General features: G+C 60.9%; 15 protein-coding genes, 1 tRNA gene and 1 pseudogene. 13 read left to right on the forward strand and 4 right to left on the reverse strand.

Annotation, left to right across the window (positions count from 1 at the left end):
- Nucleotides 1-664 (reverse strand): tetratricopeptide repeat protein (locus AC1DUN_RS22250; protein WP_477715897.1); only part of this gene is annotated, 664 nt, incomplete at its 3' end.
- Nucleotides 665-985: 321 nt separating this feature from the next.
- Between AC1DUN_RS22250 and cysS the strand changes: the two genes are divergently transcribed.
- The 12 genes and pseudogenes from cysS (at nucleotide 986) to AC1DUN_RS22310 (ending at nucleotide 10,508) form a co-directional block, all read left to right on the forward strand.
- Complete coding sequence (cysS, locus tag AC1DUN_RS22255) at nucleotides 986-2,362, forward strand: cysteine--tRNA ligase (RefSeq protein ID WP_477715898.1); 1,377 nt, start codon at nucleotides 986-988, stop codon at nucleotides 2,360-2,362.
- Between the two features lie 61 nt (nucleotides 2,363-2,423).
- Nucleotides 2,424-3,149 carry a DNA-3-methyladenine glycosylase family protein gene (locus tag AC1DUN_RS22260; RefSeq protein WP_007870432.1) on the forward strand — a complete coding sequence of 242 codons (726 nt, stop codon included), beginning with the start codon at nucleotides 2,424-2,426 and terminating at the stop codon, nucleotides 3,147-3,149.
- Between the two features lie 10 nt (nucleotides 3,150-3,159).
- Nucleotides 3,160-4,137, forward strand: coding sequence for an acetyl-CoA carboxylase carboxyltransferase subunit alpha (locus AC1DUN_RS22265; protein ID WP_007870434.1), 978 nt, complete (start codon nucleotides 3,160-3,162; stop codon nucleotides 4,135-4,137).
- Between the two features lie 30 nt (nucleotides 4,138-4,167).
- A complete protein-coding gene (gene tilS / locus AC1DUN_RS22270) occupies nucleotides 4,168-5,136 on the forward strand; it encodes a tRNA lysidine(34) synthetase TilS (RefSeq protein ID WP_477715899.1) in 969 nt (322 codons plus the stop codon).
- A gap of 131 nt (nucleotides 5,137-5,267) precedes the next feature.
- On the forward strand, nucleotides 5,268-6,536 hold the full coding sequence (locus AC1DUN_RS22275; protein WP_007870438.1) for an aspartate kinase: 1,269 nt from the start codon (nucleotides 5,268-5,270) through the stop codon (nucleotides 6,534-6,536).
- Between the two features lie 35 nt (nucleotides 6,537-6,571).
- Nucleotides 6,572-6,664, forward strand: a tRNA-Ser gene (locus tag AC1DUN_RS22280).
- Nucleotides 6,665-7,061: 397 nt separating this feature from the next.
- Complete coding sequence (locus AC1DUN_RS22285) at nucleotides 7,062-7,658, forward strand: hypothetical protein (protein WP_477715900.1); 597 nt, start codon at nucleotides 7,062-7,064, stop codon at nucleotides 7,656-7,658.
- Nucleotides 7,659-7,670: 12 nt separating this feature from the next.
- Complete coding sequence (locus AC1DUN_RS22290) at nucleotides 7,671-7,937, forward strand: hypothetical protein (RefSeq protein ID WP_477715901.1); 267 nt, start codon at nucleotides 7,671-7,673, stop codon at nucleotides 7,935-7,937.
- 277 nt (nucleotides 7,938-8,214) lie between these two features.
- Nucleotides 8,215-8,574, forward strand: a pseudogene (locus AC1DUN_RS22295) (recombinase family protein); the annotation flags it as partial.
- Nucleotides 8,560-8,763, forward strand: coding sequence for a helix-turn-helix domain-containing protein (locus tag AC1DUN_RS22300; RefSeq protein ID WP_477715955.1), 204 nt, complete (start codon nucleotides 8,560-8,562; stop codon nucleotides 8,761-8,763). The pseudogene AC1DUN_RS22295 and the gene AC1DUN_RS22300, both read left to right, overlap by 15 nt.
- 38 nt (nucleotides 8,764-8,801) lie before the next feature.
- Complete coding sequence (locus tag AC1DUN_RS22305; RefSeq protein WP_477715902.1) at nucleotides 8,802-9,644, forward strand: DUF3800 domain-containing protein; 843 nt, start codon at nucleotides 8,802-8,804, stop codon at nucleotides 9,642-9,644.
- A gap of 336 nt (nucleotides 9,645-9,980) precedes the next feature.
- Complete coding sequence (locus AC1DUN_RS22310; RefSeq protein WP_477715903.1) at nucleotides 9,981-10,508, forward strand: hypothetical protein; 528 nt, start codon at nucleotides 9,981-9,983, stop codon at nucleotides 10,506-10,508.
- Nucleotides 10,509-10,565: 57 nt separating this feature from the next.
- Here AC1DUN_RS22310 and AC1DUN_RS22315 read toward each other — a convergent pair whose 3' ends face one another.
- The gene (locus tag AC1DUN_RS22315) at nucleotides 10,566-11,966 is read right to left on the reverse strand and encodes an ATP-binding protein (protein ID WP_477715904.1); all 1,401 of its coding nucleotides are present in this window, start codon (nucleotides 11,964-11,966) and stop codon (nucleotides 10,566-10,568) included.
- A 382-nt stretch (nucleotides 11,967-12,348) separates the two neighbouring features.
- Nucleotides 12,349-13,248, reverse strand: a complete 900-nt coding sequence (bla, locus tag AC1DUN_RS22320) for a class A beta-lactamase (RefSeq protein ID WP_477715905.1) — start codon at nucleotides 13,246-13,248, stop codon at nucleotides 12,349-12,351.
- 111 nt (nucleotides 13,249-13,359) lie between these two features.
- Here bla and AC1DUN_RS22325 point away from each other — a divergent pair, with 111 nt between their 5' ends.
- Nucleotides 13,360-14,223, forward strand: a complete 864-nt coding sequence (locus AC1DUN_RS22325; RefSeq protein ID WP_477715906.1) for a LysR substrate-binding domain-containing protein — start codon at nucleotides 13,360-13,362, stop codon at nucleotides 14,221-14,223.
- Between the two features lie 21 nt (nucleotides 14,224-14,244).
- On the opposite strand, the gene AC1DUN_RS22330 is transcribed toward AC1DUN_RS22325, so the two are convergent.
- The gene (locus AC1DUN_RS22330; protein ID WP_074575365.1) at nucleotides 14,245-14,640 is read right to left on the reverse strand and encodes a response regulator; all 396 of its coding nucleotides are present in this window, start codon (nucleotides 14,638-14,640) and stop codon (nucleotides 14,245-14,247) included.
- Between the last annotated feature and the right edge of the window lie 25 nt (nucleotides 14,641-14,665).

The raw sequence follows: 14,665 nt of genomic DNA on the forward strand, positions 1-14,665 counted from the left end.
GAGCGGCCGCAGGCGCGGGTGTGGGCTTGGCGGCCGGTGCCGGGGCTGCTGCCGGCGCGGCGGCCGTGACCTGGCCGGAAGCCTGGGCGCCGGCGGCGGGCTTGGCGGCGGCTTGCGGCTGGGCCTTGGCGTCGGCCGAGAACAGGTTGCGGATCAGGGCCAGCTTGGGCGGAACGGCCGCATTGCCGCCATCCAGCTGCAGTGCCTTGCTGTAGGCCTGGCTGGCCAGGCGGGCATAGACGTCGCCCAGGTTTTCATGCGCGGTGGCGTAGCTGGGGTTGGTGCGTATGGCCATTTCCAGCGCGGCGCGGGCCTTGTCGAACTGGCTCTGGCCGGCGTACAGCACGGCCATGTTGTTGTAGGGCTCGGGCAGCTCGGGGTAGTCTTCGGTGATCTTGGTGAAGGTGGCGATGGCTTCGTTGGCCTTGCCGGTCTCGGTCTGGATCACGCCCTTGAAGAAACGCATCTGCGGGTCGCGCGGCTTGCTGGCGAGGTATTGGTCGACCTTGGCCATCGCCTCGGCGAACTGGCCGGCGCGCATCAGGCGGCTGACATCGGCGTAGTCGTCGGCATGGGCCGCGGACATCGACAGGGCGGCGGCAGCCACCAGCAGGCGCAGGACGGCTGACAGGGGTTTGCGTTTAAAAAAGTTTTGCGTGGGCATAAGAACTTCTCGCTATTGTTTTGGGTCCCCTGGGGCTGTTTGAGGGCCGTGGGTCGAAAGTTGCCATAAACAGCCCGGCTTTTCAGGTGGCCAGAGGGGCCGCTGAATGTTGTCCATCGGGCTGGATATACTGGCCGATTGTAGCTGAGGGGGTATAGTCCATGGCCGCCCGGATTCCGTACTTTTCCGTTTTGTCGCAGGTTTTTGCGCGTATGCCAACCGGCCCTTGTCCGCCCCTGGTGTCCGTGAGATAAACCTTTCTGTTCCCCCTGTCCAATTGATAGTCGGTTTTCGACCGATGTCTCCCGCCGCCCCAATTTCATGAGCCTTCGCATTTACAACACGCTGTCGCGTGCCGTGGAAGAATTTTCCCCCCTGGAGCCCGGCCATGTTCGCATGTATGTGTGCGGCATGACGATTTACGACCTGTGCCACATCGGCCATGCGCGCATGATGATGGCTTTCGACGTGGTCCAGCGCTGGTTCAAGGCCAGCGGCCTGCGCGTGACCTATGTGCGCAACATCACCGACATCGACGACAAGATCATCAAGCGGGCGGTTGAGCGCGGCATCAGCATCCGGGCGCTGACCGACGAGATGATCCAGGCCATGCACCAGGACATAGGCGCGCTGGGCATGGAGCCGCCCTCGCTGGAGCCGCGCGCCACCGAGTACGTGCCGCAGATGCTGGGCCTGATCGCCACCCTCGAGGGCAAGGGCCTGGCCTATAAGGGCTCGACCGGCGACATGAACTACGCGGTGCGCAAGTTCCCCGGCTACGGCAAGCTCTCGGGCAAGTCCCTGGACGAGCTGCGCGCCGGCGAGCGCGTGGCGGTACTGGACGGCAAGGACGACCCGCTGGACTTCGTGCTCTGGAAGAGCGCCAAGCCCACCGAGCCCGAAGACGCCAAGTGGGACAGCGACTACGGCCCGGGCCGCCCCGGCTGGCACATCGAATGCTCGGCCATGAGCTGCCAGACCCTGGGAGAGACCTTCGACCTGCACGGCGGCGGCGCCGACCTGCAGTTTCCGCACCATGAAAACGAGATCGCCCAGAGCGAGGGCGCCAGCGGCAAGCCGCTGGCCCGCTTCTGGGTGCACAACGGTTTTGTGCGGGTGGACAACGAAAAAATGTCCAAGTCGCTGGGCAATTTTTTCACCATCCGCGACGTGCTCACCCGCTACGACGCCGAGACCATCCGCTTCTTCCTGGTGCGCACGCACTACCGCAGCGCCCTGAACTACAGCGACGCCCACCTGGACGATGCCCGCAACGCCCTCAAGCGCCTGTATACCGCGCTGAATGGGGTCGCAGCGGACACCGTCGCCATCGACTGGACACAGCCCTTCGCCGCCCGCTTCAAGGCGGCCATGGACGAGGACTTCGGCACGCCCGAGGCGGTGGCCGTGCTGTTCGATCTGGCTGGGGAAGTCAACAAGACGCGCTCGCCCGCGCTGGCGGGCCTGCTCAAAAGCCTGGGCGGCTGCCTGGGCTTGCTGCAGGGCGAGCCCGGCGCCTACCTGCAGGCCGGCGCCGGCCTGGACGAGGCCAGCATCCAGGGCCTGATCGCCCAGCGCGCCGCCGCCAAGGCCGCGAAAAATTTCGCCGAGGCCGACCGCATCCGCCAGGATTTGCTGGCCCAGGGCATTGTGCTCAAGGACTCCGCTGCGGGCACGACCTGGGAGGTCCAGTCGTGAGCCTTGCCCGACCGGTCGGCCCCCGGCCGCCGCTGAACCCGCAGACCCTGCGCAAGGCGCCATGAAACAGGTCGTCAAAAGCGGCCCGGCCAGCGCCGAACTGGCCGACGTGCCGGGCCCGGTCGCCGCGGCCCCCGCCTACTGGGCCGAGGCCTGCAAGCACCTGGTCAAAAAGGACCGCGTGATGAAGCGCCTGATCCCGCAGTTCGGCGACGCCCACCTGCAGGCCCGCGGCGACGCCTTCAGCACGCTGGCGCGCAGCATCGTGGGCCAGCAGATCTCGGTCAAGGCCGCGCAAACGGTGTGGCACCGCTTCGAGGCCCTGCCCAAAAAGATGACGCCGGCCAATGTGCTCAGGCTCAAGGTCGACGACATGCGCGCCGCCGGCCTGAGCGCGCGCAAGGTCGAATACCTGGTGGATTTGGCCATCAATTTCGACGCCGGCACGGTGCACGTGAAGGACTGGCAGTCCATGGACGACGAGGCCATCATCGCCGAGCTGGTTGCCATCCGCGGCATAGGCCGCTGGACGGCCGAGATGTTTTTGATCTTTTACCTGATGCGCCCCAATGTCCTGCCGCTGGACGACATCGGCCTGATCAGCGGCATCAGCCAGAACTATTTTTCCGGCGAATCCGTCAGCCGCAGCGACGCGCGCGAGGTGGCCGCCGCCTGGGCGCCGTACTGCAGCGTCGCAACTTGGTATATTTGGCGCTCTCTGGATCCCTTGCCGGTCCTGGGTGCCCCTGGCGGCACCGAGCAAGATCTAAGTTTGAAGAAGCCCTGAGGAGCAACACATGGCGAAGAAAACCTTCCTTGATTTCGAGCAGCCGATCGCGGAACTCGAAGGAAAAATTGAAGAACTGCGCTACGTCCAGACCGAGTCGGCCGTCGATATCTCCGAAGAGATCGACCAGCTGGCCAAAAAAAGCCAGCAACTCACCAAAGACATCTACAGCGACCTGACGCCCTGGCAGATCACCAAGATCGCCCGCCACGCCGAGCGTCCCTACACGCTGGACTACATCAATGAAATCTTCACCGATTTCGTCGAGCTGCACGGCGACAGGCACTTCGCCGACGACCTGTCCATCGTCGGCGGCCTGGCCCGCTTCAACGGCACGGCCTGCATGGTGCTGGGCCACCAGAAGGGCCGCGACACCAAGGAGCGCGGCCTGCGCAACTTCGGCATGAGCAAGCCCGAGGGCTACCGCAAGGCGCTGCGCCTGATGAAGACCGCCGAGAAGTTCAAGCTGCCGGTGTTCACCTTCGTCGACACGCCCGGCGCCTATCCCGGCATAGACGCCGAGGAGCGCGGCCAGTCCGAGGCCATAGGCCGCAACATCTTCGAGATGGCGCAGCTTGAAGTGCCCATCATCACCACCATCATCGGCGAGGGCGGCTCCGGCGGCGCGCTGGCGATTTCGGTGGCCGACCAGGTGGTGATGCTGCAGTACTCGATTTATTCCGTCATCAGCCCCGAAGGCTGCGCCTCCATCCTCTGGAAAACCTCCGACAAGGCCCAGGAAGCGGCCGAAGCCCTGGGCATCACCGCGCACCGGCTCAAGGCCCTGGGCGTGATCGACAAGATCGTCAACGAGCCCGTGGGCGGCGCCCACCGCGACCACAAGCAGATGGCGGCCTTCCTCAAGCGCGCCCTCAACGACGCCTTCCGCCAGGTCAGCGACCTGAAGGTCAAGGAGTTGCTGGACCGCCGCTATGAACGCCTGCAAAGTTATGGCCGCTTTACCGACACCAAGGCCGACGCTAAATAAACTGCCGGCTGCCCGCGCGCCGGGCACGGCGTGAGCGGCCCCAACCCGGCGCTGCCGGCGCTGGCGGCGCTGGAATCCCTTGATCCCGTTTTACCTGTGGGCGTGGCCTACAGCGGCGGCGCCGACTCCACGGCGCTGCTGCTGGCCGCCGCGCAGCGCTGGCCGGGGCAGGTGACGGCGCTGCACATCCATCACGGCTTGCAGGCCGCCGCCGACGACTTCGCGCGGGTTTGTGACGACACCTGCGCGCGCCTGAAGGTGCCGCTTCAGGTGCTGCGTGTGCAGGCCGGCAACGCGGCGGGCCAGAGCCCCGAGGATGCGGCGCGGCTGGCGCGCTATGCCGCGCTGGCGCAGGCCGCTACCGAAAAAGGCCTGGGCGCGGTGCTGCTGGGCCAGCATGCCGACGACCAGGTCGAGACCCTGCTGCTGGCGCTGAGCCGCGGCGCGGGCCTGCCGGGCCTGGCCTCCATGGCCGCGCGTTTTGAGCGCGGCGGCGTGCTGTTCCTGCGGCCGCTGCTGCAAGTCCCCGCCGCGGCCCTGCGCGCCTGGCTGCTGGAGCAGCACATCCCCTTTGTCGACGACCCGACCAACAGCGACGAGCGCTACACCCGCAACCGCATACGCGCCCGCCTGCTGCCGGCCCTGGCCGAATCCTTTCCGCAGTTTCGAGAAACCTTCGCGCGCAGCGCCCAGCACGCGGCCCAGGCGCAGGCCCTGCTGGCCGAGGTGGCCCGTGAAGACCTGGCCCGTGTCGGCACGCCACCCGCCATTGCGGCCCTGCAGGCGCTGTCCGCGCCGCGCCAGGCCAATGTGCTGCGCCACTGGCTGCTGGAGTCGCATGGCGCCACACCCAGCGCCGCGCAGCTCGAGCAGCTGCTGTCGCAGATCGCCGCCTGCACCACCCGCGGCCACCGCATCCACCTCAAGGTCGCGACCGGCCATGTCACCCGGGCCGGCGCGGCCCTGCGCTACGAAGCCGCGGCGGATAAGCCGGCTTAACCAGGTAGTAGTCCTAGGTATAATTGAAGGCTTTGCTGGCGCCGCAGCACCGCTAAAAGCCTCTCAAACAGCGCTTTTTGCCGGTAACAGCCCGCAAAAAATTCGCAACAACTTCTGATTGACATCCTGCAATGGCATTGATCGTTCATAAATATGGCGGCACGTCGATGGGCTCGACCGAGCGCATCCGCAACGTGGCCAAACGCGTGGCCAAGTGGGCGCGGGCCGGCCACCAGATGGTCGTCGTCCCCAGCGCCATGAGCGGCGAAACCAACCGCCTGCTGGGCCTGGCCAAGGAACTGGCGCCCGCCAAAGCCGGCGAAGCCTACAGCCGCGAACTCGACGCCCTGGCCGCCACCGGCGAACAGGCCTCCAGCGCCCTGCTGGCCATTGCGCTGCAGGCCGAAGGCATGCAGGCCGTGAGCTACGCCGGCTGGCAGGTCACCATCAAGACCAACAACGCCTACACCAAGGCCCGCATCGAGTCCATCGACGACGAGCGCGTGCGCGCCGACCTCGACGCCGGCAAGGTCGTCATCATCACCGGCTTCCAGGGCGTGGACGAGGGCGGCAACGTCACCACGCTGGGCCGCGGCGGCTCCGACACCTCGGCGGTCGCCATCGCCGCGGCGCTCAAGGCGCATGAATGCCTGATCTATACCGACGTCGACGGCGTCTACACCACCGACCCGCGCGTGGTGCCCGAGGCGCGCCGCCTGCACACCGTGAGCTTCGAAGAGATGCTGGAGATGGCCTCCATGGGCTCCAAGGTGCTGCAAATCCGCTCGGTGGAATTCGCCGGCAAGTACAAGGTGCCGCTGCGCGTGCTGTCCAGCTTCACCGAATGGGACATCGACATCAACGAAGAAGCCAAGTCAGGCACTTTGATCAGCTTTGAGGAAGACGAAAACATGGAACAAGCCATCGTATCGGGCATCGCTTTCAACCGCGATGAAGCCAAAATCTCCGTGCTCGGCGTGCCCGACACCCCCGGCATCGCCTACCAGATCCTGGGCGCCGTGGCCGACGCCAACATCGAGGTCGACGTCATCATCCAGAACGTCAGCAAGGACGGCAAGACCGACTTCAGCTTCACCGTCCACCGCAACGACTACTCCAAGGCCGTCGACCTGCTCAAGACCCAGGTTGTCCCCAAGCTGGGCGCCCAGGAAGTCACCGGCGACGCCAAGATCTGCAAGGTCAGCATCGTCGGCATCGGCATGCGCAGCCATGTGGGCATCGCCAGCAAGATGTTCCGCGTGCTGAGCGAGGAGGGCATCAACATCCAGATGATCTCCACCAGCGAAATCAAGACCTCCGTGGTCATCGACGAGAAGTACATGGAGCTCGCCGTGCGCGCCCTGCACAAGGCTTTTGACCTGGACCAGCCGTCCACCTGAAAACGGCCGGAAAGTCGTGAGATAATCGATTTATTGGAAACGTGACCGAGTGGCCGAAGGTGCTCCCCTGCTAAGGGAGTATGGGGTGTAGAGCCTCATCGAGGGTTCGAATCCCTCCGTTTCCGCCAAAACTGCCGACTCTCTCCGCAAGGAGGAGTCGGTTTTTTTATGCCCTGCGCCATCAGCCGCCGCGCCTGACTCCAGGCAAAGGCTTGGGGGCAAAGTTCGCCGGCAGCTTAATTTCCCCGGCCTCGCAACCTCTGCGCGTGTCGTCTGGCCGTGCCGTCCGTTCTACCGTGGATAGAGCCGTGAGCAAAAAATAGGCAGAGCGAGAACAAGGCATGATGGGGCCTCACCATTTCATCGAGCTGACTTCCAACGGGTTGCGCCCGCCAGTCGCAGCTCCTGACAAACATTAGGCTGCACATGGACCCAGGGGATATTCTGCAAAGAGGGCGTACGAACGCATCTGAAGGGCGGCACGAACAGGCGCTGGCGGACTATTTATGGTTCCACAGGAACGCCTTGAAACGCGACCGGTCGTACTACGGCGTCAGACTTTCTTTTGCGCTGGGGTATTGGAAAGAGCTCTCCGACGTCTATCCACCCGCCGCTGCTGCCATGAAGGCGGTCAGGGACGAAACTGCTGCTGCATTGCTAAAGGCTGGCGGCAATACCCGTACTCTTTTTCACGATGTGGTGGCGATCGACCACGAATTGGGGCGCAGCCCGGAGACCTACAGGCTCTTCCTTTCCTTGATGAAGAAGAATCCTGATCAAGCGAAAAAATGCGCGGACCTGGCGCTTCCGAGCATCATCGAAGCCGGGGACTATCAACTCGCCAAGAAATTTTTGCCCCATCCGGAAGACTATCTGTTGTACAAAAGTGAGCGCCTGAACGAGAGCTTGGGGCGCAAGGACCTGCCGCGCAGAAGAGCGTTGGCAGAACTTGATGCATTCGTGCATATCTACTGCAAGGACGTCAAACTGCTTCTGCGTGTGTTGGAAGGCGTTGGCGAGAAGGCGTGGCGTTGCGCTGCGTTGGAGTGGGCCATAGCACTGGTCGGGCCGCGAAAGGCTCGTTCCATGGTTGCCCTTCAGTTAACACTTGACGACGTCTAAAAGGAAGAGTCTGTGGCGCTGCAGCCTGAGCTGGCAACTGATGAAGAAAGCCTCAACCCAATGAATTCGAGACTTGTCGCTGCAGTGCTCGGACTGCTTCTCTTCGGCGTTACCCTGCTAAGCTTTATCAAGCCAACTCTATGCGCGTCTGGTTGCGGCAATCTGCTTGAACCGGTCTTTCAATTCACCCACTACCTGCTCGGCCCTTGGGGCGTACGTGGGCTCCTGCTTGCACTCGCCAGTTTGATGTTCTGGATAGCAATTCGAGGCCGAGAATAGCTGGGGGCGTTCTAACCGGTATTTGCCGGTAGCGATAGCATCTGAGGTGGCTTGGAAACGTCCGTTTCCGCCAAGATAACCCCTGTGGGCTTTTTGCTTGCAGGGGTTTTTCTTTGGGCGCTGTTAACCCATCTGTTTCCGGTGGGAATGCGTCAAGCATTGCCCGGATTGTGGCTTTGGCTTGAGCCTCGTATTTATCCGTCGCATCTAACGAGTCTTTGAAGTACTCGAAGATCATTCGTAGCCTGTCTACGCTTGCTATCTCAGCTATGCGCGTGTATCTACGAAAGACCAAGAAACAGACTTGCAGCTTGATGCGCTTGCGCGTGCTGGCGTCACGCAGATTTTTGAAGAGAAGGCTAGCTCCGTGGGAGCACGACCTCAGTTGCGTCGTTGCCTCGCGGCTTTGCGTCCTGGCGATGTTTTTGTGATTTACAAGCTCGACAGAGTTGCGCGTTCGCTGCCTGACTTGCTCTCAATCCTGGCCGACATAAAGGCCGCTGGTGCGCTGGTTAAAAGCCTCACTGAGCCGCTCGATACGACCACGGCTATGGGCTCATTCGCCATTCAGATTTTGGGCGCCGTTGCTGAGCTTGAGCGGGGCATCATTCGTGAGCGGTCTATTGCGGGCCAGCGTGCGGCGCGTGACCGTGTCAATCTTCCTGGCCGTCCTCGCTCCCTGTCACCTGATGATGAGGCTGAGGCGGTGCGGCTCAATCAAACAGGCCGGCACACCATTGCCGTGTTAGCGCGGCGATATAGTGTGTCTGATTCTGTCGTTAAGCGCGCTTTGTATCGAGTAAAAAACCGGGCCATTCAAGCTTGAAGTAAGCGAAAGAGATCTCGGTCCACCGGGGGAGTTTGATGGGCGAGTATGAGGTCTACTTTGATGAGAGCGAGAGTCCAGCCGAAAAAATCATTTGCGTTGCTGGGTATGTGTTCGAGGCAAGTAAAGCTCGTGCGCTTGAGCAAAAGTGGACTGAGGTTCTTGAGCGATTCGGCGTCAGGTACTTTCATATGGTCGAATGCGCCGGAAACAGCAAAGGCTTTGCTCATCTGACGCCCCAACAATGTTCCGAAATTGGCATCCTATTGATGGATCTGCTGAAGGAACATATGGAATGCGGTTTTGCTGTGAATTTCGATACGCGATTTGCAGCCGACCTTCCTAGTGCTTTGACATCAGGCATAAGGAAGATGACGCCATATGACGTTTGCTGCAGCTTCTGCCTCCATCATGTGCGAGGTTGGATGCAGAAAAATAATATTCAGGGCAGCGTGTCTTATTTTTTCGAAGCTGGGCATGCTAGCCAGAAGCAGGCAGCTCGAATCTTGAGAGATCAGTTTTCAACACCCGAGCTGAGGGCGCTGTATAAGCACCGAAGTCATGCATTTAGGGATAAGCGCGATGCTGTTCTATTGCAGTGTGCGGATATCCTTGCGTGGCAGTGGAGGAAGTACTTATTAGACAAAGTTCGGGGTAAGACGGCTATGCGTAAGGACTTGATCAGTTTGTTGGAGAAGCCTCATTTTCAAACGGATTTCAACAGAAGAGTGATTCGGCGCTATCTGGAGGTTGTGATTCGTAATGACCCGCGTCTTGCAAAGCCATTAATTTCATATCAATTTCGGCTATCACTCAATGGCAGTGTGAGTGCGCTTCCAAGTGCATCGCGATACCCGGTAGTGCCGAAAATAGTTGGTTAAGGTAAGCTGCCGGGACCTTACAAGGAGGATTGCTATGTCTGTCAACGCTAACGCTAATGCTGTTGCTGTGCTGAAACTCGCCGGTCTGTTAGGTGGGCCTCTGTCGGAGAGTGCTCGTGTGGCTGTTATTGAAGGGTTGGGACGTGCAGGTGGTCCTAGTGCGGTGGCCGCTCTTAGCGGTCTTCTTGCGGGCCCGCTATCAGCGGTTGCTCATGAAGCATGCATTAAGGCTATTGGTGAGGCTGGTAGATTGGTGTGAAGAAACCGGCGGCAGCTTCTTTTGCAGATTGGGCATGAGGCGCCATACTGCAATCCTCAAAAGGAGGAGAGGCAGAAATGAAAAAGACCGTGATCGTCGTGGGCGTTGGCGTGGCCTTAGTGTTTGGCTTGGCGTTCGCGTGGAAGCCGCCCGCGAGTTCCAGTGACGTGGCAGGATGGGTGCAGGCTTTTGGTTCTATTGTTGCCATTGGCCTAGCGGTATGGCTGCAATACGAAGCCAAGACTGAAAAGGAGAGGCAAGCGCACAATTTGGCCATTGCCTTCGCTGGTCAAGTGCTGTTGAGCTTTGATGCGCTCCACCTGGCTTGTAAGGAAAAGAATGCGGTGGAATATGAGAACGCCAGGAAGACCTTGGCAAATTCGCTGCAGCTGGAGTTGCACGCTGCAGAGCTGAGTGCGAATATGCTCGCGCTGGTGATGGCGTTGCGTGGCATGGCTATTTCAGTCCCGGAAAATCCACCTACTGTGCTTGGGATGTTGGACTTTCTGTACCTTGGCGTGGTGACCGGGAACCTGAGTCACGACGCGAGAACAATCATGACGAAGGCGGGGCTTAGTCCTCCGCCCAAGGCTCATTCCCCCTGAGTAGCGGGTGCGGGTACCCATGCGGCAAAACACTGGTGAATCGCCGGAGCTAACGTTTCAGAATAGGTTTGGAGCCGGGGTCTTCTTCTGCCAAGCCGCCGCAGCACCCTTTTTGTTCGGGACTCGCTCGATGAGGCCCCGCTTCGCAAGTCTCAAGAACACGTCTTTCATAGAGTTTTCAGAGGTGATGCCAGTCAACTCTCGCGCAATTCCGTTCTTGATTTCAGCGTGATTCGCTAAGTAGTCCATCACAGATTCTTCCGGGGATGCCATCGGATCATGGCGGATGTCCACCAGCACAGAATTTTCCGGCTCCGTGATCACCGGTGGCTTTAGGCGCAGTTTCTGCATGGCCTTGAAGGCGGTGTTCATGCCCTCACCAACGTCTTTGTTTGGAGGGTTGGGAAATTTGTTGATCAGCCGCACCAGCATGCCGTTTCTGGCAAATTGCTCATCGAGGATGTTCTTTACCGTGACCTGACCCGGCAAGATGCCCGGACTCTCAACCTCGACGCGGTTGTCAAAGACTCGGATGTGAACATCGGATGCGATGCTGTAGTCGCGGTGCAGCACGGCATTGGTCACGATTTCGTGAAGAGTCTCAACAGGGTAGTTCACAGGCTCAAGCCCCGTCGCTCCTAACTTCTGAATACCCTCAATCATTTTCGCGGTTTCCTCGACCGCACTCTTGATCATGTGAATCATTGGGCCTTCGATAGATACAGGATTCCCGGCTAGCGTGTCTCTGCTCGGCGCTCCGGTGGTCTTGTATCGGTAGAGCTTGATCCCCGACCGCTTTGGCAGTGCGGCTTGCGGCTCTTCTGCAAATAGCAGAAGGGCAGCGACGGTTGGCTTGTTCCCGCGAATCAGGTTTTGTTTCTGAAGAAATGTCTTTGGTGCGAGGTTAGGCACTACCTGCTTCACAAATTCCTTCAAAGTTTCAGACTCTGTCACGGTGGAGAGGTTCACGTTGACGGTTTGCTTTTCGTAGCTCTCTATCCCTTTGGCTAGCCTCAACTGTTCAAGCGCCTTGCCTTTGATTTCTAGGTTCTGCGCGCCGCGACGTACGTACACCTTGTTTCCATGCGCCTTAGCTATTTGGGCGGTACGTTGTACCTGCACATGAAGGACCACGCCGTCCGAACCCGGAGCACGCAGAAATTGGTAGGAATACTCGCCTCCCAGGGGGAACAGAGCCTCCAAAGACTGGATGTGACCGTTAGCCGCCTCCTGGTCGGTAAATCCGCTCCACTGGCGCATCTTGATCCCCATGAACTCCGATTCGGCGATTCCGATATACAAGTCGCCACCGGCGGTGTTGGCGAAGGCAGAGACAGCGGCAGACAGCTTTTTCGTGGATACCTCCTTGCCCTTCAAGTCATTGAAGGTGTCCTCCTCTAGCGTTAGCAGGCGATCCCGCTCGACGCCGGTAAGTTCGTGGGCAGTTATAAAATCCATCTTTGACACCCGTTTTTTGACTATTAATGGGTGGAATATTAGCAAAAATTTAAGAAATAAGCAAAATTACACCGGTTAATCTGTAATAACCGGTGAGATATAGGTATTTTCGAAATTTTCACAACCACTTCGATCATTTACGGCCCCACTTCCACGGTGAAGAAGCGGCCTATGGATTCATCGAGTTGCGGCGTTGTTGTCGTTAAGGAAGCAAGAAAAGAGATGAGAGCACTCGGCGTAAAAAAACCGGCAGTTGCCGGTTTTCAGATGTCCTATTTGCCTTGATCGGCGGTAAGTAGCGCATCGAGGCTTCGAATCCCTCCGTTTCCGCCAGTATAAAAAGCCGCCTTCGGGCGGCTTTTTTGCGTCCGTCAAAAACTCATCACTGCACCAAAGCCGTCGCAAGCTGCCCCACCTGTGCCAGCGCGGCATCGCGCTCCGTAGCCGGCCGCTGTGTGCCGGTAAGGTAGGCCGCCACCAGCAAAGGCGCGCGCCCATCAGGCGGCCAGATCAGGCCCACGTCGTTGGTGGAACCGCGGGCCCCGCTTCCTGTCTTGTCGCCGACACGCCAGCCTGGCGGCAGCAGGGCGCGCAGGCGGCGGTCGCCGGTGGTGTTGGCTTGCAGCCATTGGACGAGCAACTGGCGCGATGCATCGGAAAGCGCCGAGCCCAGCGTGAGTTTGTGCACCGTGGCCAGCATGGCGTCCGGCGTCGTGGTGTCGCGAACGTCGCCGGGCGCCGATTCATTGAGTTCGGGCTCCGTGCGGTCCAGCCGTGTCATCTTGTCGCCCAGGCTGCGCAGGTAGGCCGTGAGCCCGGCCGGGCCGCTGAAGCTGGCCAGCATCAGGTTGGCGGCGGCGTTATCGCTGACGATGATGGACGCTTCGCACAGCGCGGCCATCGGCAGGCCTTGCGGGCCTATGTGCTGCTGTGTGGTGGGCGAGTGGGGCAGGATGTCGCCGGCCGCGATGGGGATTCTTCGGTCCAGCTGCTCCTGGCCGGTATCGACGCGGTGCAGCACCAGAGCGGCCGCCAGCAGTTTGAAGGTACTGCACATCGGAAAGCGTTCGCCGGCGCGGTAGCCGTGCTTGGCGCCGCTGCCGGTGTCGAGGATAGAAACGCCCAGCCGGCCGCCGCTGGCCTTCTCTATGGCCGCCAGGCGCTGGGTGATGGATATCGGGTCCGGCCTGCCGCCGGCACCCAATGATTTCTGGGTGTAACTGAACAGTCCGCCCGCGACCATCAGCCCGCTTAGTGCACCTGAAAACTGCCGTCTCTGCATACTTTTTCCTCTGAAGTTGTTGAACAATGCCGTGACGATAACAAGGGCCTGGCGATCCAACAAACGGCAATAATCAAGGTTATCCATAAGTAAATCTAGGGCTTAACCGCTATGCATCTTCCTCTCAATGCCCTGCGCGCCTTTGAGGTCTCGGCCCGGCACCTGAGCTTTACGCGGGCGGCTGACGAACTCAACGTCACGCAAACGGCCATCAGCCAGCATGTGAAGAACCTGGAGGAGCGCATGGGTGTGCCGCTGTTCCGCCGCCTGCCGCGCGGACTGGCCTTGACCGACGAGGGCCTGGCCTTGTTGCCGGTGCTGGCGGAATCTTTCGGCCGCATGGGCTCGGTGCTGGAACAGTTCAAGGACGGGCAATTCCGCGAAGTGCTGACGGTGGGCGCCGTCGGCACCTTCGCCGTCGGCTGGCTGATTCCGCGCCTGCGGGATTTCCAGCGTGCCCATCCCTTCATCGACTTCCGCCTCTTCACGAACAACAACCGCGTCGATCTGGCCGGCGAGGGCCTGGACTATGCGATCCGCTTTGGCGACGGCGCCTGGCACGGCACCGAGGCCGAGCCCCTGCTGGTATCGCCGCTGTCGGCCATGTGTTCGCCCGCGCTGGCCCGGGGCCTGCGTGAGCCGGCCGACCTGGCCAGGGAGCTGCTGCTGCGCTCTTACAGGGCCGATGAATGGGCGCGCTGGTTTGCGGCAGCGGGGGTTGCCTGCCCGCTGGTCAGGGGCGTGGTGTTTGATTCTTCGCTGACCATGGCCGAGGCGGCCGCACAGGGCGCCGGTGTGGCGCTGCTGCCGGTGAACATGTTCGCGCGCGAACTGCAGGGCGGGCGCCTGGTGCGGCCGTTCGCGGTGGAAATCGAAACCGGCGGCTACTGGCTGACCCGGCTCAAATCGCGGCGGGCGACGGCCGGCATGCGCATCTTCAGGGACTGGTTGCTGGCCGCGGCGGCCGCTGCGTGATTCGCGAACGCACTGACTGCTTCACCACTGCGTGGAGCCCGCGGCCCGCTCGACTTCCTCGAGCGCGTAGCGGGTGAACTCGTCGATCTCGTTGGACTTGTCGAACACCGCATCGGCCCCTATGGCCAGGCAGCGTTCGCGCACGGCCGGCGTGGCGTAGTTGGTCAGGACTATGACCTTTTGCCGCAAATCCCTCTCGCGGCAATTCATCACCACGCCCAGGCCGCTGCCCTCGAGCAAAAACAGGTCGACGATGGCGAGGTCCCAGGAGGCCTTGTTTTCGTTCAGCCACTGGACCGCTTCGCTTTCCTTGCTGGCCCAGCCCACGATGCGCGCGCGAGCCAGTTCCTCCAGTGATTCCGCGAGGCTGTCGCGGATGACGGGGCTGTCTTCAACCAGGTAGATTCTGAGGCGCATGCAGCTTGGGGTAACGGGGATTCGG

The organism is Polaromonas sp. P4_F6 (genome assembly GCF_056401275.1).

Bases quoted from the DNA above. Each gene is read 5' to 3' on its own strand.
- AC1DUN_RS22310 (WP_477715903.1), top strand. From the start codon at position 9,981: ATGAAAAAGACCGTGATCGTCGTGGGCGTTGGCGTGGCCTTAGTGTTT.
- AC1DUN_RS22275 (WP_007870438.1), top strand. From the start codon at position 5,268: ATGGCATTGATCGTTCATAAATATGGCGGCACGTCGATGGGCTCGACC.
- AC1DUN_RS22315 (WP_477715904.1), bottom strand. From the start codon at position 11,966: ATGGATTTTATAACTGCCCACGAACTTACCGGCGTCGAGCGGGATCGC.
- cysS (WP_477715898.1), top strand. From the start codon at position 986: ATGAGCCTTCGCATTTACAACACGCTGTCGCGTGCCGTGGAAGAATTT.
- AC1DUN_RS22330 (WP_074575365.1), bottom strand. From the start codon at position 14,640: ATGCGCCTCAGAATCTACCTGGTTGAAGACAGCCCCGTCATCCGCGAC.
- AC1DUN_RS22325 (WP_477715906.1), top strand. From the start codon at position 13,360: ATGCATCTTCCTCTCAATGCCCTGCGCGCCTTTGAGGTCTCGGCCCGG.
- AC1DUN_RS22260 (WP_007870432.1), top strand. From the start codon at position 2,424: ATGAAACAGGTCGTCAAAAGCGGCCCGGCCAGCGCCGAACTGGCCGAC.
- AC1DUN_RS22305 (WP_477715902.1), top strand. From the start codon at position 8,802: ATGGGCGAGTATGAGGTCTACTTTGATGAGAGCGAGAGTCCAGCCGAA.
- bla (WP_477715905.1), bottom strand. From the start codon at position 13,248: ATGCAGAGACGGCAGTTTTCAGGTGCACTAAGCGGGCTGATGGTCGCG.
- AC1DUN_RS22265 (WP_007870434.1), top strand. From the start codon at position 3,160: ATGGCGAAGAAAACCTTCCTTGATTTCGAGCAGCCGATCGCGGAACTC.